Source organism: Sphingomonas sp. GW821-FHT09B04 (genome assembly GCF_059418285.1).
Genome location: NZ_JBWKPO010000006.1, coordinates 188,605 through 213,709 on the forward strand (window position 1 = coordinate 188,605; position 25,105 = coordinate 213,709).

At 66.3% G+C, this 25,105-nt stretch carries 30 protein-coding genes; 20 read left to right on the plus strand and 10 right to left on the minus strand.

All coding sequences use genetic code 11. The annotated features are described in order from the left end of the window. Positions 1-47: 47 nt before the first annotated feature. Positions 48-1,022 (minus strand): quinone-dependent dihydroorotate dehydrogenase, encoded by a 975-nt coding sequence (locus tag AC07NK_RS18895; protein ID WP_495172169.1) that lies wholly within the window; start codon positions 1,020-1,022, stop codon positions 48-50. Between the two features lie 126 nt (positions 1,023-1,148). On the opposite strand from AC07NK_RS18895, the gene AC07NK_RS18900 reads away from it, so the two are divergent. The 11 genes from AC07NK_RS18900 to AC07NK_RS18950 are packed head-to-tail and all read left to right on the plus strand — an operon-like array spanning position 1,149 to position 8,197. After that, positions 1,149-1,568 (plus strand): SUF system Fe-S cluster assembly regulator, encoded by a 420-nt coding sequence (locus tag AC07NK_RS18900; RefSeq protein WP_495172170.1) that lies wholly within the window; start codon positions 1,149-1,151, stop codon positions 1,566-1,568. Beyond that, entirely contained in the window at positions 1,568-3,031 is a 1,464-nt protein-coding gene (gene sufB, locus AC07NK_RS18905; protein ID WP_495172171.1) for a Fe-S cluster assembly protein SufB, read from the plus strand. Before AC07NK_RS18900 ends, sufB begins: the two co-directional genes overlap by 1 nt. Next, positions 3,028-3,312 (plus strand): hypothetical protein, encoded by a 285-nt coding sequence (locus tag AC07NK_RS18910; RefSeq protein ID WP_495172172.1) that lies wholly within the window; start codon positions 3,028-3,030, stop codon positions 3,310-3,312. The genes sufB and AC07NK_RS18910 overlap by 4 nt, the downstream gene beginning before the upstream one ends. Beyond that, positions 3,309-3,794 carry a hypothetical protein gene (locus AC07NK_RS18915; RefSeq protein ID WP_495172173.1) on the plus strand — a complete coding sequence of 162 codons (486 nt, stop codon included), beginning with the start codon at positions 3,309-3,311 and terminating at the stop codon, positions 3,792-3,794. The genes AC07NK_RS18910 and AC07NK_RS18915 overlap by 4 nt, the downstream gene beginning before the upstream one ends. Next, a complete protein-coding gene (locus tag AC07NK_RS18920; protein WP_495172174.1) occupies positions 3,791-4,141 on the plus strand; it encodes an energy transducer TonB in 351 nt (116 codons plus the stop codon). Before AC07NK_RS18915 ends, AC07NK_RS18920 begins: the two co-directional genes overlap by 4 nt. A 1-nt stretch (position 4,142) precedes the next feature. Then, positions 4,143-4,886 (plus strand): Fe-S cluster assembly ATPase SufC, encoded by a 744-nt coding sequence (sufC, locus tag AC07NK_RS18925; protein ID WP_495163726.1) that lies wholly within the window; start codon positions 4,143-4,145, stop codon positions 4,884-4,886. 4 nt (positions 4,887-4,890) lie between these two features. After that, on the plus strand, positions 4,891-5,973 hold the full coding sequence (locus AC07NK_RS18930) for a SufB/SufD family protein (RefSeq protein WP_495172175.1): 1,083 nt from the start codon (positions 4,891-4,893) through the stop codon (positions 5,971-5,973). Then, positions 5,970-7,181, plus strand: a complete 1,212-nt coding sequence (locus tag AC07NK_RS18935) for a cysteine desulfurase (protein WP_495172176.1) — start codon at positions 5,970-5,972, stop codon at positions 7,179-7,181. The genes AC07NK_RS18930 and AC07NK_RS18935 overlap by 4 nt, the downstream gene beginning before the upstream one ends. A gap of 8 nt (positions 7,182-7,189) precedes the next feature. Continuing rightward, positions 7,190-7,678, plus strand: a complete 489-nt coding sequence (locus AC07NK_RS18940) for an SUF system Fe-S cluster assembly protein (RefSeq protein WP_495172250.1) — start codon at positions 7,190-7,192, stop codon at positions 7,676-7,678. Next, positions 7,678-8,034 (plus strand): HesB/IscA family protein, encoded by a 357-nt coding sequence (locus AC07NK_RS18945; RefSeq protein ID WP_495172177.1) that lies wholly within the window; start codon positions 7,678-7,680, stop codon positions 8,032-8,034. The genes AC07NK_RS18940 and AC07NK_RS18945 overlap by 1 nt, the downstream gene beginning before the upstream one ends. Continuing rightward, positions 8,015-8,197: a hypothetical protein gene (locus tag AC07NK_RS18950; protein ID WP_495172178.1), complete on the plus strand. Its 183-nt coding sequence runs from the start codon at positions 8,015-8,017 to the stop codon at positions 8,195-8,197. The genes AC07NK_RS18945 and AC07NK_RS18950 overlap by 20 nt, the downstream gene beginning before the upstream one ends. 105 nt (positions 8,198-8,302) lie before the next feature. On the opposite strand, the gene AC07NK_RS18955 is transcribed toward AC07NK_RS18950, so the two are convergent. Next, positions 8,303-8,716 carry a VOC family protein gene (locus AC07NK_RS18955; RefSeq protein WP_495172251.1) on the minus strand — a complete coding sequence of 138 codons (414 nt, stop codon included), beginning with the start codon at positions 8,714-8,716 and terminating at the stop codon, positions 8,303-8,305. Beyond that, positions 8,716-9,714: a 2-hydroxyacid dehydrogenase gene (locus AC07NK_RS18960; protein ID WP_495172179.1), complete on the minus strand. Its 999-nt coding sequence runs from the start codon at positions 9,712-9,714 to the stop codon at positions 8,716-8,718. Before AC07NK_RS18960 ends, AC07NK_RS18955 begins: the two co-directional genes overlap by 1 nt. Positions 9,715-9,812: 98 nt before the next feature. Between AC07NK_RS18960 and AC07NK_RS18965 the strand changes: the two genes are divergently transcribed. Beyond that, positions 9,813-10,301 (plus strand): SH3 domain-containing protein, encoded by a 489-nt coding sequence (locus AC07NK_RS18965; RefSeq protein WP_495172180.1) that lies wholly within the window; start codon positions 9,813-9,815, stop codon positions 10,299-10,301. Positions 10,302-10,473: 172 nt separating this feature from the next. Further along, positions 10,474-10,980 carry a GNAT family N-acetyltransferase gene (locus AC07NK_RS18970; protein ID WP_495172181.1) on the plus strand — a complete coding sequence of 169 codons (507 nt, stop codon included), beginning with the start codon at positions 10,474-10,476 and terminating at the stop codon, positions 10,978-10,980. Positions 10,981-11,044: 64 nt separating this feature from the next. Here AC07NK_RS18970 and aac(6') read toward each other — a convergent pair whose 3' ends face one another. Then, positions 11,045-11,527 (minus strand): aminoglycoside 6'-N-acetyltransferase, encoded by a 483-nt coding sequence (gene aac(6'), locus AC07NK_RS18975; RefSeq protein ID WP_495172252.1) that lies wholly within the window; start codon positions 11,525-11,527, stop codon positions 11,045-11,047. 9 nt (positions 11,528-11,536) lie between these two features. Continuing rightward, positions 11,537-12,724, minus strand: coding sequence for an acetyl-CoA C-acyltransferase (locus AC07NK_RS18980; RefSeq protein ID WP_495172182.1), 1,188 nt, complete (start codon positions 12,722-12,724; stop codon positions 11,537-11,539). 103 nt (positions 12,725-12,827) lie between these two features. On the opposite strand from AC07NK_RS18980, the gene AC07NK_RS18985 reads away from it, so the two are divergent. Together AC07NK_RS18985 and AC07NK_RS18990 are read left to right on the plus strand one after the other, a co-directional pair. Further along, positions 12,828-13,574, plus strand: coding sequence for a prepilin peptidase (locus AC07NK_RS18985; protein ID WP_495172183.1), 747 nt, complete (start codon positions 12,828-12,830; stop codon positions 13,572-13,574). A gap of 4 nt (positions 13,575-13,578) precedes the next feature. Next, entirely contained in the window at positions 13,579-14,985 is a 1,407-nt protein-coding gene (locus AC07NK_RS18990) for a coniferyl aldehyde dehydrogenase (protein WP_495172184.1), read from the plus strand. On the opposite strand, the gene AC07NK_RS18995 is transcribed toward AC07NK_RS18990, so the two are convergent. From AC07NK_RS18995 to AC07NK_RS19010, 4 genes are all read right to left on the minus strand, one after another. Continuing rightward, on the minus strand, positions 14,982-15,677 hold the full coding sequence (locus AC07NK_RS18995) for a glutamine amidotransferase (RefSeq protein ID WP_495172185.1): 696 nt from the start codon (positions 15,675-15,677) through the stop codon (positions 14,982-14,984). The genes AC07NK_RS18990 and AC07NK_RS18995 overlap by 4 nt on opposite strands. Positions 15,678-15,758: 81 nt before the next feature. Then, positions 15,759-16,358, minus strand: coding sequence for a DUF1287 domain-containing protein (locus AC07NK_RS19000; RefSeq protein WP_495172186.1), 600 nt, complete (start codon positions 16,356-16,358; stop codon positions 15,759-15,761). Between the two features lie 5 nt (positions 16,359-16,363). Continuing rightward, the gene (locus AC07NK_RS19005; RefSeq protein ID WP_495172187.1) at positions 16,364-17,767 is read right to left on the minus strand and encodes an NAD(P)H-dependent flavin oxidoreductase; all 1,404 of its coding nucleotides are present in this window, start codon (positions 17,765-17,767) and stop codon (positions 16,364-16,366) included. A 132-nt stretch (positions 17,768-17,899) separates the two neighbouring features. After that, a complete protein-coding gene (locus AC07NK_RS19010) occupies positions 17,900-19,030 on the minus strand; it encodes a glycosyltransferase family 4 protein (RefSeq protein ID WP_495172188.1) in 1,131 nt (376 codons plus the stop codon). Between the two features lie 130 nt (positions 19,031-19,160). On the opposite strand from AC07NK_RS19010, the gene AC07NK_RS19015 reads away from it, so the two are divergent. Further along, positions 19,161-19,856 carry a dihydrofolate reductase family protein gene (locus AC07NK_RS19015; protein ID WP_495172189.1) on the plus strand — a complete coding sequence of 232 codons (696 nt, stop codon included), beginning with the start codon at positions 19,161-19,163 and terminating at the stop codon, positions 19,854-19,856. A gap of 33 nt (positions 19,857-19,889) precedes the next feature. Here the strand turns inward: AC07NK_RS19015 and AC07NK_RS19020 are convergent, their stop codons facing one another. Further along, positions 19,890-20,765 (minus strand): alpha/beta fold hydrolase, encoded by an 876-nt coding sequence (locus tag AC07NK_RS19020; protein WP_495172190.1) that lies wholly within the window; start codon positions 20,763-20,765, stop codon positions 19,890-19,892. A gap of 18 nt (positions 20,766-20,783) precedes the next feature. Here AC07NK_RS19020 and AC07NK_RS19025 point away from each other — a divergent pair, with 18 nt between their 5' ends. The 4 genes from AC07NK_RS19025 to AC07NK_RS19040 all read left to right on the plus strand — a co-directional run bounded on the left by AC07NK_RS19025 (position 20,784) and on the right by AC07NK_RS19040 (position 24,851). Continuing rightward, a complete protein-coding gene (locus AC07NK_RS19025; RefSeq protein ID WP_495172191.1) occupies positions 20,784-22,181 on the plus strand; it encodes a protein adenylyltransferase SelO family protein in 1,398 nt (465 codons plus the stop codon). A 69-nt stretch (positions 22,182-22,250) separates the two neighbouring features. Beyond that, entirely contained in the window at positions 22,251-23,666 is a 1,416-nt protein-coding gene (gene astD, locus AC07NK_RS19030) for a succinylglutamate-semialdehyde dehydrogenase (RefSeq protein ID WP_495172192.1), read from the plus strand. Positions 23,667-23,762: 96 nt separating this feature from the next. Beyond that, positions 23,763-24,623 carry a GGDEF domain-containing protein gene (locus AC07NK_RS19035; RefSeq protein ID WP_495172193.1) on the plus strand — a complete coding sequence of 287 codons (861 nt, stop codon included), beginning with the start codon at positions 23,763-23,765 and terminating at the stop codon, positions 24,621-24,623. A 57-nt stretch (positions 24,624-24,680) separates the two neighbouring features. After that, positions 24,681-24,851, plus strand: a complete 171-nt coding sequence (locus tag AC07NK_RS19040; protein WP_495172194.1) for a hypothetical protein — start codon at positions 24,681-24,683, stop codon at positions 24,849-24,851. Positions 24,852-25,105: the final 254 nt, after the last annotated feature.

The window sequence follows — 25,105 nt, forward strand, 5'->3', positions numbered from 1 at the left end:
GAGGCAAGCCTAACGGTCCTGCGCCCAAGCGCAATGCCGCTACGGTATCACAGGGCCTTCAGGATACGCCGCACCAGCCCTGGCCCTTCATAGACCAGCGCCGAATAGACCTGCACCAGCGCTGCTCCAGCCTCCAGCCGCGCCAGAGCCTCTTCCGGTGAGTCGATCCCGCCCGCCGCGATCACCGGCAACTGCCCGCCGCCCGACGCCAGCGCCTCGACAAGCTTCGCCCGCGCCAACGCCTTGAGCGGCGCGCCCGACAGTCCACCCATCTCACCGGCCTGTGCCGACCGCAGCGTATCGGGCCGCGAGATCGTCGTATTCCCCACGATCAGCGCATCCACGCCATTGTCGATCGCCGCGCGCACCGCATCGTCCAGCCCTTTGCTATCCAGATCCGGCGCGACCTTGAGGAACAGCGGCACCCGCTTCCCCTCCACCATCCGCGCGGCGTTCGATGCCGCCAGCAACTCGTCCAGCGCCGGTCGCGACTGCAGATCGCGCAGCCCCGGCGTGTTGGGCGAGCTGACGTTGATCGTCACATAGTCGCCAACCCGCGCCGCCTTGCCCACGCCCAGCGCATAGTCGGCGACGCGATCGTCGCTGTCCTTGTTCGCCCCGACATTGATGCCCAGCACGCCCGCGTGGCGGACGCCCGCCACCCGCGCCAACGCCGCGTCGATCCCGCCATTGTTGAACCCCATCCGGTTCACCACGCCGCGATCTTCGACCAGCCGGAACAGCCGCGGCTTGGGGTTGCCCGCCTGCGGGCGCGGGGTCAGCGATCCGATCTCGACCGCGCCGAAGCCGAGGCCGAACAGCCCGGCGACCGCTTCGCCATCCTTGTCCATGCCCGCCGCGAGCCCGATGGGATTCGGGAATTCCAGTCCGGCGATCGTCACCGGCCGCACCTTCGGCACGCCTCCGGTACCGCCGACGATCGACAGCGCGCGGATCGTCAGTCGGTGCGCGCGTTCGGCATCGAGACGGAAGAGGGCGGGGCGGATCAGGTCGTAAAGCATCGCGCGTGCCTTTTGCACACTCGCGCTTGCGGTCAAAGCGGGTTGACGCAGGGGGTTCACATGCCCATCTGCCCAATCGGAACGAATCATTCCGATTTGAGAACCGTTCGCAACTGCGAAGGAAACATGAAGCTCTCGGCCCAGACAGATTACGCCGTCGTGATGCTCGCCGCCGCTGCGCGCCATTGCGGCGTCAGCGGACGCCTCAACGCGACGTTGCTGGCCGATGAGACCGGCCTGCCCCTCCCCACGGTGCAGAAGCTGGTCAGCCGCCTTTCCTCCGCCGGCCTGATTGAGAGCACCCGCGGCACCGGTGGCGGCTTCCGCCTTGCCCGGCCGCCCGCCGCGATCAGCCTCGCCGACATCGTCGAGGCGATCGAGGGCCCGATCACCCTGACGTCCTGCGTGGACAAGGGCCGCCACGACTGCTGCATCGAGGAAAGCTGCCGCGTGAAGCCGCACTGGAACGCGGTCAACGGCGCGGTCCGCTCGACGCTCGCGGGCGTCACCCTCGCCACCCTCTCGACTCACCCGGAACCCGCCTGATGGCCACCAAGAATGCCGAGGCGCTCGCCGCCGCCAACAAGAAGTACGAATGGGGCTTCAGCTCGGATATCGAGCAGGAATTCGCCCCCAAGGGGCTGTCCGAGGACACCGTCCGCTTCATCTCGGCGAAGAAGAATGAGCCCGAATGGATGCTCGACTGGCGGCTCAAGGCCTATCGCCACTGGCTGACGATGACGCCGCCCGACTGGGCCAAGCTCAGCATCCCGCCGATCGACTATCAGGACGCCTATTATTACGCCGAGCCCAAGGCCAAGCCCAAGCTCGGCTCGCTCGACGAAGTCGATCCCGAGATCCTGCGCGTCTATGAGAAGCTCGGCATCCCGATCGAGGAACAGAAGGTCCTCGCCGGCGTCGAAGGCTCGCGCAAGGTCGCGGTCGACGCGGTGTTCGACAGCGTCAGCGTCGCCACCACCTTCCGCGCCGAGCTCGAAGCCGCCGGGGTCATCTTCCGCTCGATCAGCGAGGCGATCCGCGAATATCCCGAGTTGGTGAAGAAGTGGCTGGGCAAAGTCGTGCCGATGCACGACAATTATTTCGCCGCCTTGAACTGCGCGGTCTTCTCCGACGGCACTTTCGTCTACATTCCTGAGGGCGTGCGCTGCCCGATGGAGCTGTCGACCTATTTCCGCATCAATGCCGAGAATACCGGCCAGTTCGAACGCACGCTGATCGTCGCCGACAAGGGCAGCTACGTCTCGTATCTCGAAGGCTGCACCGCGCCGATGCGCGACGAGAACCAGCTCCACGCCGCCGTCGTAGAACTCGTCGCACTCGACGATGCCGAGATCAAATACTCGACCGTCCAGAACTGGTATCCGGGCGACGAGAACGGCGTCGGCGGCATCTATAATTTCGTGACTAAGCGCGCGCTCTGCCAGGGCAAGAACTCCAAGGTCAGCTGGACCCAGGTCGAGACCGGCAGTGCGATCACCTGGAAATACCCCAGCTGCGTGCTCGCGGGCGAGAACAGCGTCGGCGAATTCTATTCGGTCGCGGTCACCAACAACCGCCAGCAGGCCGATACCGGCACCAAGATGATCCATCTCGGCAAGAACAGCCGCTCGACGATCATCTCCAAGGGGATCAGCGCGGGCCGCTCGGACAACACCTATCGCGGCCTCGTCCGCGTCGGCCCGACCGCGGAGAATGTCCGCAACTTCACCCAGTGCGACAGCCTGCTGCTGGGTGACCAGTGCGGCGCGCACACCGTCCCGTATATCGAAGTGCGCAACCCCTCGGCCCAGATCGAGCATGAGGCGACCACGTCCAAGATCAGCGAGGACCAGCTCTTCTACGCGATGCAGCGCGGCCTCGATCAGGAGGCCGCGGTCGCCCTGATCGTCAACGGCTTCGCCAAGGAGGTGCTTCAGCAGCTCCCGATGGAGTTCGCGGTCGAGGCGCAGAAGCTGCTCGGCATCAGCCTTGAGGGGAGCGTGGGGTGATCGTCGCGCTGCTGGCGGGATTGGCCCTCGGCGCGACGGCCGAGGAATGTCCGGCGACCCTCCATTTGAATGGCCGCAATGTGACGGTGGCCGCGCAATCCTATGCCGATTGCATGTCCCGCCCGCGTCTGCCGACGGCTTCGACGCTGGAAACGCGCAAAAAGCAGTGCACAGCGAAGCGTCCCGGGAACAGCGAGCACGACGAGACCGTCGCGTGGATCGATCACATCGCCACCACCCTTCCCGACTGCAAGACGCGACTTCGGATCATCCGCCGATGACTGCCTTGCTCCTGCTTCTGGCTTTGTCGCAAACGGCCGACGCTGCGCCCGAACCGCAATATGAGGAAGTGGTCGTCACTGCGACCGCGCGCCGGGTCGCGCTTGTCTTCGACAAGGCGCCCGACGGCCGCCTGATCAACTGCCGCGTCTTCAAGTCGAGCGGCGTCGACCGGATCGATGCCAAGGCCTGCACCTCGCTTCCCGACTGCGTCACCTCGACCAAAGGCCAGCAATTTTGCGGTGGCGAGGGCAAGATGGCGCTGATGGCGGCAGAGCCGAAGACGAAGCCGGATCAGCCGAATTTCGGCCTTGGCGTGACGCTCACGCCCGAGGCGCCGAAGAATCCCGCAGTCGGCCCAGCGGTCACGGCCACGGCCGAGGAAGACCCCAACCGCCTGAGCAAGCTTCCCCCTCCGCCCAAGGACCAGAGCACCGAACCGTCGATCCGTTTGGGCGGGATGAAGCCGGAGGAGCCGAAATGATCCTGCTCGCGCTTGCGCTCGCCCAGACCGGCCCGCTCATCCCCCCGCCCCCCGCGTCAAACCCGCGCGCGGACGAAGTGACGATCGCCGCGCGCAAGCTGCGTCAGGTCGAATTCGGGATCACGCTCGACCGCAAGGGCCGGGTGAAGGATTGCCGCATCACCAAGGGCGTCGGCGACCCCGCCTTTGACGGCTTTTGGTGCGAAGCCGCGCACGCCTGCTCCGACGAAGGCCATGTCAGCACCGATGCGATGAAGGCCTGCCTCAAGACCCGCGAGGAAGAATTCCTCGCCGCGCTCAACGCCAAATATCCGGGTGGCCGCACGCCGCCCGCCACCGGAAAGTAACATGCTCAAGATTGAAAACCTCCACGCCGAAGTCGACGGCAAGCCGATCCTCAAGGGCCTTTCGCTCAGCGTGAACGCGGGTGAGGTCCATGCGATCATGGGGCCCAACGGCGCGGGCAAGTCGACGCTTGGCTATGTCCTCGGCGGCCGCCCCGGCTACGAGGTGACCGAAGGCAGCGTTACCTTCGACGGCGTCGATCTGCTCGACCTCGATCCGCACGCGCGCGCCGCCGCAGGTCTGTTCCTCGGCTTCCAGTACCCGGTCGAAATTCCCGGCGTCTCGAACGTCCAGTTCCTGCGCGAAAGCCTCAACAGCCAGCGCCGCGCGCGCGGTGAAGCCCCGCTGTCGGGCGCCGAGTTCCTCAAGCTCGCCCGCGCTCAGGCCGCGAGCCTCGAAATGGACGCGGAGATGCTCAAGCGCCCCGTCAATGTCGGCTTCTCGGGCGGCGAGAAGAAGCGCAACGAGATGGTCCAGATGGGCATCCTGAACCCCAAGTTCGCGGTGCTGGACGAGACCGATTCCGGCCTCGACATCGACGCGCTGCGCATCGTCGGCGAAGGAATCAACCGCATCATGCGCGCGCCCGACAAGGCAGTGCTGCTGATCACCCACTATCAGCGCCTGCTCGACTATGTGAAGCCCGACGCGGTCCACATCCTTGCCGATGGCCGCATCGTGAAGACCGGCGGCCCCGAACTCGCGCATGAGCTTGAGCGCGAAGGCTATGCGCAGGTGGCGGCCTGAACCGATGAGCACGCTCACCCTTCCCTCCCCGCGTGAGGAAGCGTGGCGCTGGAGCGACCTCGACACGCTCCGCGCCGCCGCCGACACCGCACTCGCCGCGACCGGGATCGATCCCGCCGCGCTGTTCCTCGACATCGCCGGCCCGCGCCTGCTGTTTGTCGATGGCGCGTTCGAGCCGGCGCATTCACGCCCCGGCCCGGTCCAGCTCACCGCGCTTGAGATGGCCGGCGATCACCCGCTCGGCCAGTACGCGCAGGGCGAAGGCTGGGTGCTGCGTCTCGACGCCGCAGCGGCAAGCGACCCGATCCAGATCGTCCATCTCGCCACCGGCGGCGAGAACCATGTCCCCGCGCGGATCGACCTGGCCGACGACGCCGTCGCCACGGTGATCGAAACCTATGCCGGTCGCGGCTGGACAAACCGGCTCCTGCACGCCTCGCTCGGGAAGGGCGCCCGCCTTCAGCGCGCCGTCCGCCTGCTTCAGGATGAGGGCTTCGTCTCGATCCGCGACGAGGCGCAGATCGGGGAAGCCGCGAGCTACGTCTCCACCTTCCTCGGCGCAGGCGGAATGGGCAGCCGTATCGACGGCTTCCTCCGCATCGACGGCGTCGGCGCCTATGCCGAAATGGGCGGCGCGCTGCTCACCCGCGACGAGCAGAAGCAGGAGGCCGCCGTCGCGGTCCACCATGCCGCGATTGAGGGTACCAGCCGCCAGATCTGGCGCGCGGTCGCCGCCGATGCCTCGACCGCCAGCCTCGCCGCGCGTGCCGAAGTCGCGCGCCACGCACAGAAGACCGATGGCGAACAGTCGCTGCGCGGCCTGCTGCTCAAGCGCACCGCGACGGTGAACTTGAAGCCCGAGCTGGAAATCTTCGCCGACGACGTGAAGTGCGCCCACGGCGCCACCGTCGGTGAGCTCGACGCGAAAGCCCTGTTCTACATGCAGTCGCGCGGCATCCCGGAACCGCAGGCCAAGGCGCTGCTCACCCGCGCCTTCGTCGCCGACGCGCTCGACCGGATCGGCGACGAGACCGTCCGCGAGGCGTTCGCCGCCGATGCGGAGAAGTGGCTGGAGGCCGCGCTGTGAGCGTCACCACCACCATAGCCCCACTCGATTTGCTCGCCGATTTCCCCGCGATCCCGCAGGGCTGGGCCTATCTCGATACCGCCGCGACGTCGCAGAAGCCGCGTCCCGTCATCGACGCGATCACCCGCGCCTATGACCGCGACTATGCGACCGTGCATCGCGGCGTGTACCAGCGCTCGGCCGACATGACGCTGGCGTTCGAAGCTGCGCGCCGCCGCGTCGCGAAGTTCATCGGCGGGCAGGAGAACGAGATCGTCTTCGTTCGCGGCGCGACCGAAGGCATCAACCTTGTCGCGATATGCTGGGCGGGCACAGTCCTCAAGCCCGGCGACCGCATCCTGCTCAGCCAGCTCGAGCATCACTCGAACATCGTGCCGTGGCAGATGGTCGCCGAGCGCACTGGCGCGCAGATCGACGTAATTCCGCTGACCGAGGACCATCGCATCGATCTCGACGCGATGGAGCGGATGCTCACGCCTGCGCACAAGCTGGTCGCACTCGCCCATGTCTCCAACGTGCTCGGCTCGGTGCTGGACGCCAAGCGCGCCGCCGCCCTCGCCCATTCGGTCGGCGCGAAGCTGCTGCTCGATGGCTGCCAGGCGGTTCCGCGCCTCCCCGTCGATGTCGCCGATCTCGATTGCGACTTCTACGTTTTCTCGGGGCACAAGCTCTATGGCCCGACCGGCATCGGTGTGCTGTGGGGCCGCTACGATCTGCTCGACGCGATGCCGCCCTGGCAGGGTGGCGGATCGATGATCGATCGCGTGACCTTCGCGAAGACGACCTATGCCCCGCCCCCGGGCCGGTTCGAGGCGGGAACGCCGCATATCACCGGCGTGATCGGCCTCCACGCCGCCATCGACTATGTCGACGGCATCGGCCTCGACCGCATCCACGCGCACGAAACCGCCCTGGTGACGACGGCGCGTGAGGCGCTGGCGGGCCTCAACAGCGTCCGCGTCTTCGGCCCCGCCGACAGCGCCGGAATCGTCAGCTTCGCGGTCGAGGGGGTTCATCCCCACGATGTCGCCACCATATTGGACGAAGCCAATGTCGCGATCCGCGCCGGCCATCATTGCGCACAGCCGCTGATGGACTCGCTCGGCGTCGCGGCCACGGCCCGCGCCAGCTTCGGCGTCTATAATGGCGCGGCGGACATTGACGCGCTGGTCAAGGGTATCGAACGCGTAACGAGGATCTTCGGGTGAGCATCGACGTGAACGAGGAACGGAAAATCGAAGTGGAAGAAGTGACCTCGGTCGAGGCGCCCGCGCGTGCGCGCGTCGAGGATGCGGTCGAAGCGCCGCGCGAGACGCCCCATGAAACCTTGGCGCGCAAGCGCGACTATCTCGACGGTTTCCTCTCGCAGAAGCCGGCCGATCTCCCCGCGGGCGAGCCCGGCGGCGCGACCTATGATGCGATCATCGATGCGCTCAAGGAGATCTACGATCCCGAGATCCCGGTGAACATCTACGACCTCGGCCTGATCTACAATGTCGAGGTCACGAGCGAGGGCCATGCTGTGGTGACGATGACGCTCACCACCCCGCATTGCCCCGTCGCGGAGTCGATGCCGGGTGAGGTCGAACTGCGCGTCGGCGCCGTGCCCGGCGTCGGCCATGCCGAGGTCAACCTCGTCTGGGACCCGCCCTGGGACCCGCAGAAGATGACCGACGAGGCCCGGCTCGAACTGGGGATGCTGTGATGACCGAAGCGAAGACCCGCGCCCGCCCTGCTGCGATCATCCTGACCCCCGGGTCGGAGGCGCGCATCGCCGACCTCATGTCGCGCGCGCCCGAAGGCGCGATCGGCGTCAAGCTCTCGACCCCGCGCCGCGGCTGCTCGGGCCTCGCTTATTCCGTCGACTATGTCACCGCCGCCAACCCGATGGACGAGCGCATCGACACGCCGGGCGGCACTTTGTTCGTCGACGGCGGCTCGGTGCTCTATCTGATCGGCTCGACGATGGATTGGGTCGAAGACGATTTCACCGCCGGCTTTGTCTTCAACAACCCGAACGCCAAGGGCGCGTGCGGCTGCGGTGAGAGCTTCACTGTCTGACGAAACGCCCCCCAGGTCCAAGGCAGCAAAGAACGCGGCGATCGCCGCCGCGGTGCTACTCGCGCCCGGCGGCTTCATCCTCGGCGGTCTGCTGATCGCCCGCGCCATGAAGAAGCGCCGCGAGGCGAAGGGCGAGTCCGAACAGGAAGAGTCCGGCTTGTAATGTTGGAATTCGCCGGCCAGCCTCTTCCGGCTCTTTGATATCGCCGGAAACGCCGCTCTCACGCACGCGTAGCAGTGTGACTTTTGGGACCTTTCGCCGCCGCAATCAGGTCGCGAACAACTGCCCGATATCGCGGAAGGCCTTGAATTCCAGCGCATTGCCTGCGGGGTCGAAGAAGAACATCGTCGCCTGCTCCCCGGGCTTTCCGGCAAAACGGATATGCGGTTCGATCACGAACTGCGTCCCCGCCCCGCGCAGCCGCCCGGCCAGCGCGTGCCATTCGTCCCAGTCGAGCACCAGCCCGAAATGCGGCACCGGCACGGCGTCGCCGTCGACAGCATTGCGCGTCCGCACCCCCGCGCCCTCACCCTTATGAAGCACCAGCTGATGCCCGCGAAAATCGAAGTCGATCCAGTGCCCCGGATCCTCACGCCCCTGCGGACAGCCGAGCAAGTCGCCGTAAAACGCCCGCCCCGCCTCCAGATCATCGACGGGAATCGCGAGATGGAACAGCGGGATCACATCCAGCCTTCGAGCACCTGATCGGGCGGGCGGTGGCCATCGGCCCAGAAGCGGATATTGGCGATTACCTTCTCGCCCGTCGCATGCCGCCCCTCATAGGTCGCCGATCCCATATGCGGGGTCATCACGACATTGGGCAGCGCCAGCAATCGCGGATCGATCTGCGGCTCGAACCGCCACACATCGAGACCCGCTCCGGCCAGCCGTCCGGCCTCCAGCGCGTCGACCAGCGCCTCTTCGTCAACGATCCCGCCGCGCGACGCGTTGATCAGGTAGACCTGCGGCCCGAGCAGCCCGATCCGCCGCGCATCGATCAGGTCGCGGCTGTCGTCATTGAGCGGCGTGTGGATCGTCAGCACGTCGATCTCGCGCAGCATCGAATCCAGATCGCCGTGCCAGGTCGCTCCGAACTCCGCCTCGACCATGTCGGGCAGGCGATGGCGGTTATGGTAATGGATCGACAGTCCGAACGTCCGCGCGCGTCGCGCCACTGCCTGACCGATCCGGCCCATGCCGACGATGCCCAGCTTCCTGCCACCGATGCGGTGGCCGAGCATGCCGCCGGGGGACCAGCCCTTCCACTGGCCCGACCGCACCAGTTTTTCGCCCTCGGCCAGCCGCCGCGTCACCGAAACGATCAGCGCCATCACCATGTCGGCGGTGTCCTCGGTCAGCACGCCGGGCGTATTGGTGACGAAGATCTTGCGCACCCGTGCGGCCTTAAGGTCGATATGGTTCACGCCCGCGCCGAAATTGGCGATCAGCTTGAGCCGCTCGCCGGCCGCGGCGATCAGTTCGGCGTCGATCGCATCGGTCACGGTCGGTACCAGCACGTCGCAATCCGCGACGGCCGCCAGCAGCGCCGCGCGGTCCATCGCCTCGTCGGACTGGTTGAAACTGGTATCGAACAGCTCGCCCATCCGCGCGGCGATCGCATCGGGCAATTCGCGCGTCACGGCCACGCGGGGCCGGGCGGGTCGGGGCGTTTGTACCATCCCGATCCGGATGGCCCGCCCGCCGCTGCCAGTCAACGGTTGATGCGGAACGCCACCCCGCCCTAAAGTGGCGTCACGAATTCATTTTGGGGGAAGTAATGCGGTTGCGGACGGTGCTCGGAATGGTGGTGGCGATGGCGCTCGGCACCGGCGCCGTCGCGCCCGCCTCGGCGCAGCAGCGCACACCGCCCTATTTCGCGTCGATCAGCGCGGGTCAGGCCTATATGCGCACCGGCCCGGGCCGCAACTACCCCGCCAGCTGGCTCTATCGTCGCGCCGATCTGCCGATCAAGGTGGTCGAGATCTACAATGACTGGCGCAAGGTCGAGGATCCCGATGGCACCCAGGGCTGGATGCTCGTCGGCCTCCTCTCCGCCCAGCGCACGGGAATCGTTGTCGGCACCATCGTCGAGCTGCGCGACAGCCCCCGCCTCAACGCCCGCGTCAACTGGCGGGCTGCGCCCGGCGTGGTCGGGCGGATCAGCAAATGCCAGCGCGGCTGGTGCTGGTTCGATGTCCGAGGCCGCGGCGGCTATGTCGAACAGAACCGCATCTGGGGGACCGAGCCCGGCGAGGAAGTGTCCTAGACGCCAACCCCCAGCACTGGTGATTCGAGAAATCGTCGGCCGGCCGGGAAGTTGACAAAGTGACGCGGAACGCAGTTCATTCTGTCAACTTCGTCGCCTTTGTCGGGCAGTCTGTGTGCTCGAAACTCGCCTATAGAGCCCACCGGCTCTTCGTCTTTCGTTCAGAGGATATATGGCAGGCGAGATCATTACCCTGGAAACCGGGCGGCTGAGGCTCCGTCCTCAACTTTTGGCCGATTTCCCAGCCTATGAGGCGTTTTTGGCATCGGAACGATCTGCCGGAATGGGCGGGCCGTTCGACACCAGGGCCGCGTGGGGAATGTTCTGTCACGACCTGGCCAACTGGCATTTCTTTGGTCACGGCGCACTGATGATCGAGCGCATCGATACCCAGGAATGTATCGGTCAGGTGGGTATCAACCATGGCCCGCTGTTTCCGGAGAAAGAGCTGGGATGGCTGCTCTACGATGGTCATGAAGGTCAGGGGTACGCGATAGAGGCCGCTAGTGCGCTGCGTGGCTGGGCCTTCCGGACACTGCAGTTACCCACGCTGGTCAGCTACATGGCGCCGGACAATCCGCGATCTGCGATGCTGGCCGAGAGGCTTGGAGGAACACTCGACTCATCGGCCCCCAGAGAGGATCCTGCGGATCTCGTTTACCGCTACGTTCCGACCTGAAGGCGCGAACGGCTGTGGATGTCACAGGTCGCGTGAGATGGGGCAGCTATTGGGTCGAAAGCGGTCACTCATCATCTCCCATCACCTTGCGGAAATAGACCACGCGCTCGGTTTCCTCGAAACCGAGGCCGAGGTGAAAGGCATGGCTTTGATGGTTGGTCAGCTCGGCGTCCGAACCCAGCTCCGAACACCCCTTGTCGCGCCCCCACGCCTCCACGGCCGCCAGCAGTCTCCCGGCCAACCCGGCGCGGCGGCTGGATGGCGCAACATAGACGCCCTCCAGGAACGCCACGGGAGAGGTCTCGCAGCCATTGACATAGTCGTGCCGGATCGCAGCTTCGGCAAAGCCGACCGCCTCGTCACCGCGCATCGCCAGGAAGCAGATCTGCCCCTGCCCCTGCGTCATCTCGGCGATGAACTCGACGATATCGGCTGCGTGCTCGTCGCGGCTACCCTCGGGCCACAGCGCCGCCCGCAACGCCGCCCACGCCACCCTGTGCGCCTCGCCGGCGGGGACGATTTCGAACGACACGGCGTTACCTCGCAGACCGTGACCTCAGTTGAGCAGTTCGACCGCCATGGCCGTCGCCTCGCCGCCGCCGATGCACAACGACGCGAGGCCACGCTTCTGCCCGCTATTCTGCAACGCCGCCAACAGCGTCGCCAGAATACGCGCACCGCTTGCGCCGACCGGATGGCCAAGCGCACAGGCGCCGCCGTTGACGTTGAGCACCTCGTGCGAAATCGACAGGTCGCGCATCGCGATCATCGCGACCACCGCGAATGCCTCGTTCACCTCGAACAGATCGACGTCGCCGATGCCCCAGCCCGCCTTGTCGAGCGCCTTTTGCATCGCGAACACCGGCGCGGTGGTGAAGCGCGCGGGCTGATGTGCATGCGCCGCGTGCGACACGATCCGCGCGATCGGGTCGAGGCCGAGCTTCTCCGCCACCGACGCCCGCGTCAGCACCAGCGCCGCCGCACCGTCCGAGATCGACGAAGCGTTGGCCGCCGTGATCGTGCCGTCCTTGGCAAAAGCGGGCCTGAGCGTCGGGATCTTCGACGGATCCGCCTTGGCGGGCTGCTCGTCCTTGTCGACCGTCACCACGCCCTTGCGCGTCTTGATTTCGACGGCCGTGATCTCGCGATCGAACCCGCCGGTCTGCTGCGCCTTCTGCGCGCGCATCAGGCTGGCGATCGCGAATTCGTCCTGCGCCTCGCGGGTGAACTGGTATTCGGTCGCGATTTCCTCGGCAAAGGTGCCCATCGCGCGGCCCGGCTCATACGCATCCTCAAGTCCGTCGAGGAACATATGGTCGAACAGCCGGTCATGCCCGATCCGCGCGCCCGCGCGATGCTTCATCGACAAATACGGCGCGTTGGTCATGCTCTCGAGCCCGCCCGCGACCAGCAGATCGACTGACCCCGCCGCCAGCGCCTCCGCGCCCATGATCGCGGCCTGCATGCCCGATCCACACATCTTGTTGACCGTGGTCGCCTCGACATGGTCGGGAAGGCCCGCCTTGCGCGCAGCCTGACGCGCCGGCGCCTGACCGAGACCCGCCGGCAACACACAGCCCATATAGATGCGCTCGACCGCTTCGCCCTTGAGGCCCGCGCGCTCGACCGCCGCACCGACCGCCGCCGCGCCCAGTTCGGTCGCGGTCGCATCGGACAGCACGCCCTGCATGCTCCCCATCGGGGTACGGGCATAAGACACAATGACGACAGGATCGGTGGACATGACGGCCTCTCCGCGAATTTGATTCTGGCCGCGATCTAGGCGCGGTATTTCGCAATTGCAAAACAGGATACGAGCATGGCCGGTACAAGATGAAGGAGTCCTTTTGATCCAACCCTGGATATGGCCCGCCGCACTCGGCGTGCTCGGCCTGATCTTCGGCAGTTTCATCGCCACGGTCGCCTTGCGCTGGCCGGAAGGACGCAGCGCGCTGCGCGGCCGCTCCGAATGCGATTCGTGCCACAAGCCGCTACGTGCGCATGAACTCGTTCCGCTGCTCAGCTACGCGCTCCAGCGCGGTCGCTGCCGGGCCTGCGGCGGAACGATCCATCCGGGCCATCTCGGCGTCGAGATCGCGGGCGCGCTCGTCGGCATCGCCGCCGGTCTGGTCGCGCCCGGCTGGCACGGAGTCGCCGGCGCGGTGTTCGGCTGGCTCCTGCTCGCGCTCGCCGCGCTCGACCTTGCCGCCTTCTGGCTGCCTAACGCGCTGACCGGCCTGCTTGCGCTGACCGGCATCGTCGACGGCCTGTTCTTCCCGCCCGACTGGGTCGATCGCGCATTAGGCGGGTTGTTCGGCTTCGGCTTGCTCTGGCTCGTCGCCTTCACCTATCGCCATGTCCGCGGGCGCGAAGGCCTTGGCGGCGGCGATCCCAAGATGTTCGCGGGCATCGGCCTTTGGCTCGGCGTGTCGATGCTCGCCCCGGTGCTGCTCGCTGCCAGCGTCACCGGCCTCGCGGTCGCGCTGGCTGCTCGCATCTCGGGCCGCAAAATGGAGATGACGAGCCGCCTTCCGCTCGGCACATTGCTCGCCGTCGCCGCGTTTCCGGCGTGGCTCTATTCGACAGGGGTTTGAGAGGATGCGCGAAATTCTCGACCGCCAGCGCGCGGCGTTCATGGCGGAGCTGCCCGTCTCGATCGAGACCCGCAAGGATCGCCTCCGCCGCGCCATCGCCCTGGTGAAGGACAATGCCGCCCGCTTCTGCGACGCGCTGAGCGAGGATTTCGGCCATCGCAGCCCGCGCCAGTCGATGATCACCGATGTCGTCGCGTCGGTATCGCCACTTAAACACGCCGAAAAGATGGTCGCGCGCTGGGCGAAGCGCGAAAAGAAGCCGGTAATGTTCCCGCTCGGCCTGCTCGGCGCCAAGGCGTGGGTCGAATATCAGCCCAAGGGCGTGGTCGGCATCATCGCGCCGTGGAACTTCCCCGTGAACCTCGTCATGTCGCCGCTCGCCGGCGTGTTCGCCGCGGGGAACCGCGCGATGGTCAAGACCAGCGAATTCACCCCCGCCACCGCCGCTTTGTTCGAGGAGCTGTGCCCCCGCTATTTCGACCCCGCCGAGCTCGCCTTCGTCTCCGGCGGCCCCGAAGTCGGGCAAGCCTTCTCCGCCCTGCCCTTCGATCACCTCCTCTTCACCGGCGCGACCGGCATCGGCCGCCACATCCTCCATGCCGCCGCCGACAACCTCACGCCGGTGACGCTCGAGCTTGGCGGCAAGTCGCCCGCGATCCTCGGCCGCTCGGCCAATCTGGCGCAAGCGACCGAGCGCGTGGCGATGGGCAAGATGCTCAACGCCGGCCAGATCTGCATCGCCCCCGATTATCTGATGGTCGCCGCCGAGCAGGAAGCGGAGGCGGTCGCTGGCCTCGTCCGCGCCGCCACCGCGATGTACCCGACCCTGTTGTCCAATCCCGATTACACCGCGATCATCAACGACCGCCATTTCGCACGCCTCACCGCCGCGATCGACGATGCCCGCGCCAAGGGTGCCGAAGTGATCGCGGTCAATCCGGCGAACGAGGATTTTGCCGCCTCCAACGCGCGCAAGCTCCCGCTCCACATCGTCCGCAACGCGACCGACGACATGATCGTGATGCAGGAGGAGATCTTCGGCCCCGTCCTGCCCGTCCGCAAATATGACAGCATCGACGGCGCGATCGGCGAAGTGAACCGCCGCGACCGCCCGCTCGCGCTCTATTATTTCGGGAGCGACGAAGCCGAACGCCGCCGCGTGCTCGACCGCACGATCTCGGGCGGGGTCAGCCTCGACGACACGATCTTCCACGTCTCGATGGAGGAACTCCCCTTCGGCGGCATCGGCCCCTCGGGCATGGGCGCCTATCATGGCGAGCCCGGCTTCCGTACCTTCAGCCACGCCAAATCGGTGTTTAAACAGTCGCGGCTCGACGTCGCCGGGCTTGGGGGTCTCAAGCCACCCTATGGCAAGAAGACCGACGCCGCGATCAAACGCCAGTTGGGCTAGAGACCCTCAAGCCACTCAGCGACCATCGCCCGCCCCGCCACGACGGCTGCAGGCCCATGCCGGTCGTGCTGGCCGCGCAGCGCGTCCGGCGTCAGCCCCGCCTGCCCGACATAGGCATCGGCGCCATTCAGCCACTCCTCGAAGCGCGGATCCTCACCCATTTCGGCATGGAATTGCAGCGCCAGCAGCTCCGGCCCGCGCCGAAACGCCTGATGGTGATAGGCGTCGGTCGACGCGAGCAGTTCCACCCCCTCGGGCAGCGGGAAGCTGTCGCCATGCCAGTGCAGCACCGGCACGCCCTCGACATGCCGCAGCGGCGAGTCCGCCCCCGCCGCGCTCAACGCGACCGGTGCGAAGCCGACCTCCTTGACTGGCCCCGAATAGACTTTCGCCTCCATCGCCGCCGCGATCATCTGCGCGCCGAGGCACACCCCGATCGTCGGCAGGCCCAGCGAGATGCGGCTCGCCAGCCGGTCGATCTCGCAATCGATCCACGGATGCGCGTCGCGCTCATACACGCCCATCGGCCCGCCCATCAGGATCAGCAGATCGGGGGTGTTGAAATTGACCCGTGCGAAGTCCGGATCGGTGACGTCGATCCGGTCGAGTTGGTAGCCGGCCTCCTCCACTGGCTGGCGGAACCCGGCGATCCCCTCGAACGGGACATGGCGGATGATGAGACCCTTCTTCATGCCCCTAGAGCTAGCCGCGTGTCGCGCGCGATCCAACCTAGTCTCGCTTGACCCGCGGCAAGCCGTGCTCAGGAGCCCTGATCAGGCAAGGCCCCAGCGAAAGCGCCCAGTCAGCGGATGTGCCGCCAGCGCGTCCTCCTCGCGCGTGCCCGCGCCGATATTGTGGATCACCAGCCATCCGTTCGGCCCGCGCCGGTCGGAAACGATGCCGGTATGCGGCAACCTTCCGCCGATCAGACTGGTGAAGATGTCACCCGGTTGCCAGTCGTCGACCGTCGCGGGCACCGGCAACGTCGCACCACGACGGCGAAAATAGGTGGCAAGGTTGGGCACGCGGCGATGATCGATGTTGCGGTCCGGACCGCGCAGACCCCAGTTACGCGGATACACACCGAAATGCGCGCGCATGTCGGCGTTGAGCAACGCCTGCAGATCGAGCGTCAGGGCATCGCGATAGGCGCGGATCAGCACATCGGTGCACACGCCCTTCGCCCGCGGCACATCGCCATTGGGAAAGGGGATACGCGAATAGGCCGGGTCATAGTGCAGCGTCACCCCGACCTGTCGCCGCGCCGCGGCGATCAGCGTCCGCGCATTGCCCGGTGCCGCCACCGCCGGCAGAGTGTACCCCGCCACGCCGCACACCAGGCCGGTGAGCATCGCGCGGCGGGTTACGCTCAACGCGATCAGTCCCCGGTCAGGATGCGGTCGACCAGCTGCTTCACCGTCGGAACGAACCCGTTGGAATAGAAGGGGTCGCGCCTGAAATTGTACGCGGAATGGCCCGCGAACATCAGATTCTGATCGGTGTCGCCGCCATGCGCGATGTCCTGCAGTGTCTTCTGGATGCAGAAGCTGCGCGGGTCGACGAGACGCCCGGTCGAGTTGGTCTCGGTATCCGCCCAGGACGAGAAGCTGCACTGGCTGAGGCAGCCCATGCAGTCGGCCTGGTCCTTGCGGATATCCTGCTTCTCCGCCGTATCGACGAAGATCAGCGTGTTGTCGGGCGTCTTGAGCCCGTCGGTGAAGCCCAGCCCCACCCATTCGCGCGCGCGCAGCAGGTCGTTGCGCGTCACCCAGAAATTCTTGCCCTTCACGCCCACGTCGAGCTGGAAGGTGTGATCGCCCGCCTCTTCGGTCGAATAGGGGATCTGGCGCTCCGACCGCGCCTCGAGGTTGCGCAGGAATGGGTTGCGCACCGCCGACGAATAAAAGCCCGTCGGAGAGAAATGATGGAGGAGCACATCGCCCTCCTCGATCTCCATCAGCTTGGATTTCCAACCCTCCGGGATCGGCGATTCCTGCGTCAGCAGCGGCCGCGTACCGAACTGGAACGCGATCGTGCCCAGCTCGGGATTGTCGATCCAGTCGTTCCAGTCGCGCAGATACCAGACGCCGCCGGCCATCACGATCGGCACATCGTCGCTGATGCCGCCCTCGCGCATCACCGCGCGCAGCTCGCGCACGCGCGGATAGGGATCCTGCGGCGCGCGCGGATCCTCGGCATTCGACAGGCCGTTATGTCCGCCCGCGAGCCAGGGATCCTCATAGACCACTGCCGCCAGCCATTCCGACGCCTTGGAATAGGCGCGCTTCCACAGCGCGCGGAAGGCGCGGCCGGAAGAAACGATCGGGAGATAGCTGACGCCATAGGACGCCGTGATCTCGGACAGCTTGTAGGGCATGCCCGCGCCGCAGGTGACGCCAGCAACCATGCCCCGCGTCCGCTCGAGCACGCCATGCAGAATCCGCTGCGCGCCGCCCATTTCCCACAACACGTTGATGTTGATCGCGCCCTTGCCGCCCGCAATCTCGAACGCCTTCTTGACCTGCTGCACCGCGCCTTCGATGGCGTAGGCAATCAGCTCCTCGTGCCGTTCGCGCCGGTTCAGCGCGTTGTACACTTGGGGGATAATCTTGCCTTCTGCATCATAGCTGTCAGCATTGACTGCGCTGACCGTACCGATCCCGCCCGCCGCTGCCCAGGCGCCAGCCGACGCGTGATTGGTCGCCGCAACCCCCTTGCCGCCCTCCACGAGAGGCCAGACTTCCTGACCATTGTAGATGATCGGCTTCAAACCCTTGAACAACGCGTCCCTCCGGAAAAATTCGCGCAACTTTAGCGGCGATAGCCCCGCTTAGCGAGGGGAATCGGGCCAATGCCTCCATCCGGCCATCCCGGCGCCACGATCGCATGCGCGGCACCGGCAGGTGCCGAAACCTTATCCCAGCACGTCCGGATGCCCGACCGCTTCCGAATAGAGCGCAGCATAGGCGGCGATCATCGTCTTTTCGTCGAACACCGCCTGCGCGCGCACCTGATTCGCCTTGCCCATTTGCGCGCGGTAATCGGCATGCGCCGCCAGGATCTCGATCCGGTCGCGCAACTGGACCGGACTCCAGTCCTCCGAAAGCATCGCGGTATTCTCCGGCGCGATCATCTGCGCGACATCGCCCACCGGGGGCGATACGATCGGAAGCCCCGCCGCCATCGCCTCCATCACCGCGATCGGCTGCTGCTCGCTCTTTGACGACAGCGCGAAGATGTCGAACAGCCCCATATACCGGTGCGGTTCGGGAATGAAGCCGGCCAGCAGCACGGTCTTCTCCAGCCCCATATTGTCGATCGCGTCCTGGATCGCCTCGCGCTCCGGTCCCTCGCCGACAATCACCAGCTGCGCGCGGCTCTTCATGCCGCCCATCGCGCGGACCAGCATCGGCAGGTCCTTGACCTCGCGCAGCCCCGCCACCGTACCGACCACGATATGGCCCGGCAGTCGCTTGAAGCCGGGGATCGCCCGCGCATCGGGCTTCCTTGCATAGGCGGCCACGTCGATGCCGTTGGAAATGCGATGGACGCGCGCCGCCGGCTGTTTCCAAGCCTTCTTCGCCACCCGCTCGAGCAAATGCGAGGGGACCACCAGCGCATCCGCAGCGCCCAGCGCGATCCGGCGATACATATTGCGCACGGGGTTGAGCCGCGCTGCTTCGTCGGCGTTGAAGCCGTCCTCATGATGGATCACCGGGGGCATGTTCTTGGCGAACACGCGCTTCGCCATCACCCCGTCGATCGCCCCCCAATTATAGGTGAGCACCAGATCGAACCGCGCCATATATTTCGCGATCGCCTCGTATCGCGCGACCGACGGCTTGCCGGTCAGCGGCGGCGGGTTCTGCGCGATCTCGTAGCGGATGCCCTTCGCGATCGCATCGCGCGCGCCATAGGCGCCCTCGACGCCCGAGACGATGACATGCTTCGCCTTGTCGCCGAACGCATTCATCAACCGGACCGCGCGCGCTTCCTTGCCGCCCAGGTCGAAGCTTGAATGAAGATGGAGAATGTTGAGAGCCATATGGGGCGTGCTGCTTAGCGCCCAATCCCGCACCTTGCGAAAAAATTCTGCGGCGCGGTCGATTCAGCCGCCCTCCGTTCGTCGGAAGAAGGACAGCGCGATTCAGCGCTGGCGAACGAAGGAGACCATCATGCGCAAGATCAACGCGACCGCTTTTGTCAGCCTCGACGGCGTGATGCAGGCGCCCGGCGGCCCCGAGGAAGACCCCACCGGCGGCTTCGAATTCGGCGGCTGGACCGCCAACTACTGGGGCCGCGACGACGTGCTGTGGCGCGCAATCGACGCGATGTTCGTGAACCCGGTCGACCTGCTGCTCGGCCGCAAAACCTATGACATCTTCGCCGCGCACTGGCCGTACATCCCGACCGAACCGGGCGCTGAGGGCTATGCCGAGGATCACGCCAAGGTCGCCCGCCTGTTCCGGCGCATCACCAAATATGTCGCCAGCCGCTCGCCGCTCGCCCTCGACTGGGAGAATAGCCAGCAGCTTCAGGGCGATGTCGTCGATGCGCTGCGCGCGCTCAAGCAAGGTGAAGGGCCGGACCTGCTGACGCAGGGGTCGAGCGATCTGCTCCAGACGCTCTGGGCCGCCGATCTGGTTGACGAGCTACGGCTGTTTATCTTCCCGGTGACGCTCGGCAAGGGCAAGCGCCTGTTCGGCTCGGGCACGATTCCCGCCAGCTTCGAGATGGTCGACTCGCAGGTCGCGCCCAGCGGCGTGATCATCGCCAGCTATCGCCGCGCGGGGGATGTCGAGATCGGATCGTTCGAGCTGCCCGAGCCGACCGCGGCCGAACTCAAGCGCCGCGCCACGCTCGGCGATTGATACCGGATCGGGCAGGGTTCGCGCCTCGCCCGTTCAGGTCACCCGCGCCAGCAGCCGCGCCATCCCTGCCACCGCCTCGGGCTCGTCGAGCGTCGGGGCATGGCCGGTGTCAGGCACGATCGCCAGATCGCACCCCTTCACGCGCGCGCGCATCGCCTCGGCGGTCTTGACGGAAAGGATGTCCGAATCGGCGCCACGCACCACCAGCAGCGGCTTGTCCTTGAGGCCGTCAAACGCCCGCCACATGTCGGGCCCGGCCTCATTCCCCGGCACGCGGAACGGCTCGGCGATCTTCATGTCATAGTCGAGCACGATGCGCCCGGCGCTGTTGAGGCGGTAAAGGCGCTTGGCCATCGCCAGCCAGTCCTCGATCCCATAGCCCGGATGGACGTCGCCATTCGCTTCGGCCAGCGCGCGCGCCGCGTGCATCCAGGTCGGGTGCCAGTTGGCCTTGCCGACATAGCCGCGGATGCGGCTCAGCCCTGCCGCGTCGATCTCCGGTCCGACATCGACGAGCACCGCGCCAGCGATCCGCTCGGGATGGGTCGACGCCATCAGCATCGTCAGGATGCCGCCCAGCGACGTCCCCACCGCGACGAACCGCTCGAGCTTGAGCTCGACGATCAGCGCCTCGATATCCTGCAAATAGGTGAGCGGCACATAGCTCATCGGATCCTTGGCATAGGCGCTCTCGCCCCGTCCGCGCAGATCGACCGCAATCACCCGCCATTCGCCCGCCAGCCGCGCCGCGAGCGCCTCATAGTCGCGTGCGTTGCGTGTCAGGCCCGGGATACACAGCAAGGGCGGCTTGCCCTCCGGCCCGGGATAGTCGCGATAGTGAAGTCTCAGGCCATCGCCCGACCACCAATAGCCGTCGGTATAAGGGACAAGGTTGCGCACAGTCGCCATCGCGCCCCATATCGCCGCATGGCCGATTTCCCGCAAGCGCCGAGCTATCATCCCGATCCCGCGATCCTCAAACTGGGCGCCGCCTTCTACGATGCGGTCGCAGCAGCGGACTTCCCGCGCACCATCCTCCGCTTCCGCAACGATCGCGCCGCAGCCGAGATCGGGCTGGGCGGCCTGAACGACGCACAATGGCTCGCCCATTTCGGCCGCTTCGAACCGCTTGCCGGCAACCTCCCGCAACCGCTGGCGCTGCGCTATCACGGCCATCAGTTCCGCAGCTACAATCCCGAACTGGGCGACGGCCGCGGTTTCACCTTCGCCCAGATGCGCCGCACCGACGGCGCGCTGCTAGAGCTCGGCACTAAGGGTTCCGGCCAGACCCCGTGGAGCCGCTTCGGCGACGGCCGCCTGACGCTCAAGGGCGGGGTGCGCGAGGTGCTGGCGACCGAGATGCTCGAGGCGCTCGGCGTCCGGACCTCGCGCAGCTTCTCGCTGATCGAAACCGGCGAAGACCTCCAACGCAACGACGAACCCTCGCCGACCCGCTCTGCGGTGCTGGTCCGCATGAGCCTCGGCCATATCCGCATCGGCACCTTTCAGCGTCTCGCCTATCTCAGCGACGCGGAGAATATGCGCCGGCTGGTCGACTATTGCCTGACCGAGATGTTCGGGGTCGAACCCGCCGACGACCCGGTCGCACAATTCCTCGAACTGGTGGTCGATCGCACCGCCGCGCTCGCCGCCAGCTACATGGTCGCGGGGTTCGTCCATGGCGTGCTCAACACCGACAATATCAACGTGATGGGCGAGAGCTTTGACTATGGCCCGTGGCGCTTCGCTCCGACCTTCGATCCCGGCTTCACCGCCGCCTATTTCGACCATAACGGCCTCTACGCCTATGGCCGCCAGCCCGATGCGATCCTGTGGAATGTCGCGCAACTCGCCGTCTCGCTGCGCCTGATCAGTGATGCGCCACCGCTGATCGAGCGGCTCGAGCAATTCGAGCCGCGCTACCGTCACCATTACGCTGCCCCGCTGCTGCGCCGCCTCGGCCTTGCTCCGGGCGAGCCCGACGAGACCCGCGACTGGGTGCTCAAGGACGCGATCGACGACGCGCTGATCGCGACCCAATGGCCGATCGACCGCTTCTTCTTCGATGCATTCGGCGGCGCGCTGCCTGCGGGCTACGGTCCGGAATGGGACAAGGTCCGCACCGCGCTTGTCGGCTATGCCCCCCTCCCCGACGGCCGCAGTCATCCCTATTTCAGCGATGCCGACCCCTGTTCGATGCTGATCGACGAGGTCGAGGCGATCTGGTCCGCAATCGATCGTGACGACGATTGGGGGGCCTTCGAAGCCAAGGTCGCGGCAATCCGCCGCATGGGCGAAGCGCTTGAGGCAAACCCATATCGCTAAGGTGGAATCCCCCCGTCACTTGGTGCTAGAGCGGCCTCATCCTTGGGGTCCAATCCGAAGAAAGAACAAATGTCCGGGTCCGAAATCATCTCGACCGAGCCCGCAACGGGCGCGGTTCTGTGGCGCAGGCAAATCGGCGACGTCGACGCCGAGGTCGCGATGGCGCGCGCCAGCTGGGCCGACTGGGCCGCACGCCCGCTCACCTACCGGATCGAGGCGCTGCGCCGCTTCGCCAACGTCGTCCGGCAGAAATCCGACGCCTTCACCGACCTGATCGCGCGCGAGACCGGCAAGCCGATCTGGGAAGCACGGACCGAAGTCGAGACGGTGATCGCCAAGGTCGATATCTCGGTCACCGCCCTTTCGGAGCGGACCGGCCAGCGCCGGATCGATGCGCCGATGAACACGCGCCTTGCGCTGCGGCACAAACCGCATGGCGTGCTCGCGGTACTCGGCCCGTATAATTTCCCCGCGCATTTGCCCAATGGCCACATCGTCCCCGCGCTGCTCGCGGGCAACGCGGTGGTGTTCAAGCCGTCGGAAAAGACCCCGGCAACCGGCGCGTTCCTCGTCGAATGCTATCACGCTGCGGGCATTCCCGAAGGCTGTATCCGTCTGCTGATCGGCGGGCCGGACGAAGGCAAAGCGCTCGCTGCGCATGACGGAATCGACGGCCTGTTGTTCACGGGTTCCGCACGCACCGGCATCGCGCTCAATCGCGCCTTCGCGTCCAGGCCCGAGAAGATCCTCGCGCTCGAAATGGGCGGCAACAACCCGATTCTCGTCTGGTCGACGCCCGACATCTATTCGGCCGCAGTGCTCGTCATCCAGTCCGCCTTCACCTCCGCGGGCCAGCGCTGCACCGCCGCGCGCCGTCTGATCGTCGACGAAAAGCTCTACGATCCGCTGCTGGAGGAAGTGAACAAGCTGATCTCCCGCCTCATCATCGGTGAACCCCATGCAGATCCGGCGCCCTTCATGGGTCCGGTGATCGATAACGACACCGCCGACCTGCTCACCGAGAGCTTCCTCGAACTCTCCTTCCTCGGCGGAAGGCCGCTGCGCCACATGGAACGCCCGATCGACGGTCGCCCCTTCGTGACTCCGGCGCTGATCGACATGACCGAAGCACGCGAGAAACCCGATCTCGAACTGTTCGGCCCGATTCTCCAGGTGATCCGCGCCAAGACCTTTGAAGAGGCGATCGCGGAGGCGAACAATACCCGCTACGGCCTCTCGGCGTCGCTGGTGAGCCAGGATCCCAAGCTCTACGACCAGTTCTGGGCGAACATCCGCGCGGGCATCGTCAACTGGAACCGGCCGACCAACGGCGCCAGCTCTGCCGCGCCGTTCGGCGGGATCGGCTGGTCGGGCAACCACCGCCCCAGCGCCTATTACGCCGCGGACTATTGCGCCTACCCGGTGGTCTCGTCCGAGGCCGATCAGGCGCGCGTGTCGATGGGCGTCGGCATCCGCGACGCCTAGACCGCACAAGCCTCAATCCCGCCTTAACCAGTCACCCCCTAGGTGACGGGAATGTACCACTCCGCCGTTCCCGCGTGCCCGCCGCATTCGCATTCGATGACCACCGCCACCGCGCACGACCGGTTTGAAACGACCTTTCACCACGCGCCGGTGGGGATCGCGCATGTCGCGCCCGACGGCAGCTTCATCGACGTCAATGCCCGGTTCGCGGCGATCACCGGCCATTCGCGTGAAGCGTTGCTGGCGGACGGATTCCAGCACATCACCCATCCCGACGATCTCGAATCCGACATGATTCAGGTCGCCCGGCTGCTGTCGGGCGCGGGCACACATTATCGGATCGAGAAACGCTATATCCGCGCCGATGGCGGGATCGTCTGGGTGACGCTCACCGTCGCGCTGATCCGCGATGCGGCGGATGAGCCCGCCTATTTCATCTCGATGATCGAGGATATCACCGAGATGCGGCGCGCCCGGCACGAAGCGACGCGTGACCCCCTGACCGGGCTCCTCAACCGCCGCGGCTTCGACGAGCGGCTTGAGCGGGTGCGTGCGCAGGCAAGCGTGTCGGGAACACCCTTCACGCTCGTCTATCTCGACCTCGATTCGTTCAAGCGGATCAACGACGTGCTGGGGCATGCCCGCGGCGACGCCTGTCTGGTCGAGACCGCGCGGGCGCTGAACAGCACCGCCGCGCCGGACGACCGGATCGCGCGGATCGGCGGGGACGAGTTCGTTCTGCTGCTTCCATCGATCGCGCCGTCCGAACTGCCCGGATTTCTCGATCGGCTACGGACGGCGCTGTACCGGATCGAAGTGGCGCCGGACTGGCAGATCCAATGCAGCCTTGGCGCCGTTACGGTGGAGGGGAACGACGTGCGGCCCGGTGCCGCGCTGCTCCAGCTCGCCGACGCCGAAATGTTCATCGACAAACGCACCGGGCGCGGAACCCGATAATCCGCGCGATTGCGACGAACCGCGGAACCCCGTCAGTGCACATGAATTGTCCGCAGCGTGACCTTCCTCCCCGACGCATCCTCCCGTTTCGCACGTGCCCGACGCCTTCACCGCGAAGCCGCCAATTGCCTGACGCTCGCGGTTGCACAAAAGGATCTCGCCTTCGCGGGTGAGCTGATCGACGAAGCCATGCGCCTGACCCGGCGCGCTCGAGAGCTCGCCGCCTGACCCTGCAGCACAAGGCTGTGGAGCGGACGCAATAGCCCTGCAGCTTATCCTCGCCATCGTCTCCGGCTAGAGCCCGACCAGACCGGACCGGGGGGTGGGGCGGCGATGCACCGTTTGATTTGCATGATTTCGGGGCATCGTCGCATCCGGCGCGACGTGCGGAGTCTGGGTTCGCGCATGCGCGCCAGCTGCGATCGCTGCGGCCATCCGATCGCCAGGGATCCACGCACCGGCGACTGGGTGAACGACCCCGG

What these genes read in the sequence shown, in the direction of transcription:
- AC07NK_RS18895 (WP_495172169.1), bottom strand. Translation starts at nt 1,022, where the DNA reads ATGCTTTACGACCTGATCCGCCCCGCCCTCTTCCGTCTCGATGCCGAA.
- AC07NK_RS18900 (WP_495172170.1), top strand. Translation starts at nt 1,149, where the DNA reads ATGAAGCTCTCGGCCCAGACAGATTACGCCGTCGTGATGCTCGCCGCC.
- sufB (WP_495172171.1), top strand. Translation starts at nt 1,568, where the DNA reads ATGGCCACCAAGAATGCCGAGGCGCTCGCCGCCGCCAACAAGAAGTAC.
- AC07NK_RS18915 (WP_495172173.1), top strand. Translation starts at nt 3,309, where the DNA reads ATGACTGCCTTGCTCCTGCTTCTGGCTTTGTCGCAAACGGCCGACGCT.
- AC07NK_RS18920 (WP_495172174.1), top strand. Translation starts at nt 3,791, where the DNA reads ATGATCCTGCTCGCGCTTGCGCTCGCCCAGACCGGCCCGCTCATCCCC.
- sufC (WP_495163726.1), top strand. Translation starts at nt 4,143, where the DNA reads ATGCTCAAGATTGAAAACCTCCACGCCGAAGTCGACGGCAAGCCGATC.
- AC07NK_RS18930 (WP_495172175.1), top strand. Translation starts at nt 4,891, where the DNA reads ATGAGCACGCTCACCCTTCCCTCCCCGCGTGAGGAAGCGTGGCGCTGG.
- AC07NK_RS18945 (WP_495172177.1), top strand. Translation starts at nt 7,678, where the DNA reads ATGACCGAAGCGAAGACCCGCGCCCGCCCTGCTGCGATCATCCTGACC.
- AC07NK_RS18960 (WP_495172179.1), bottom strand. Translation starts at nt 9,714, where the DNA reads ATGGTACAAACGCCCCGACCCGCCCGGCCCCGCGTGGCCGTGACGCGC.
- AC07NK_RS18965 (WP_495172180.1), top strand. Translation starts at nt 9,813, where the DNA reads ATGCGGTTGCGGACGGTGCTCGGAATGGTGGTGGCGATGGCGCTCGGC.
- AC07NK_RS18970 (WP_495172181.1), top strand. Translation starts at nt 10,474, where the DNA reads ATGGCAGGCGAGATCATTACCCTGGAAACCGGGCGGCTGAGGCTCCGT.
- AC07NK_RS18980 (WP_495172182.1), bottom strand. Translation starts at nt 12,724, where the DNA reads ATGTCCACCGATCCTGTCGTCATTGTGTCTTATGCCCGTACCCCGATG.
- AC07NK_RS18990 (WP_495172184.1), top strand. Translation starts at nt 13,579, where the DNA reads ATGCGCGAAATTCTCGACCGCCAGCGCGCGGCGTTCATGGCGGAGCTG.
- AC07NK_RS18995 (WP_495172185.1), bottom strand. Translation starts at nt 15,677, where the DNA reads ATGAAGAAGGGTCTCATCATCCGCCATGTCCCGTTCGAGGGGATCGCC.
- AC07NK_RS19010 (WP_495172188.1), bottom strand. Translation starts at nt 19,030, where the DNA reads ATGGCTCTCAACATTCTCCATCTTCATTCAAGCTTCGACCTGGGCGGC.
- AC07NK_RS19015 (WP_495172189.1), top strand. Translation starts at nt 19,161, where the DNA reads ATGCGCAAGATCAACGCGACCGCTTTTGTCAGCCTCGACGGCGTGATG.
- AC07NK_RS19020 (WP_495172190.1), bottom strand. Translation starts at nt 20,765, where the DNA reads ATGGCGACTGTGCGCAACCTTGTCCCTTATACCGACGGCTATTGGTGG.
- AC07NK_RS19025 (WP_495172191.1), top strand. Translation starts at nt 20,784, where the DNA reads ATGGCCGATTTCCCGCAAGCGCCGAGCTATCATCCCGATCCCGCGATC.
- astD (WP_495172192.1), top strand. Translation starts at nt 22,251, where the DNA reads ATGTCCGGGTCCGAAATCATCTCGACCGAGCCCGCAACGGGCGCGGTT.
- AC07NK_RS19035 (WP_495172193.1), top strand. Translation starts at nt 23,763, where the DNA reads ATGACCACCGCCACCGCGCACGACCGGTTTGAAACGACCTTTCACCAC.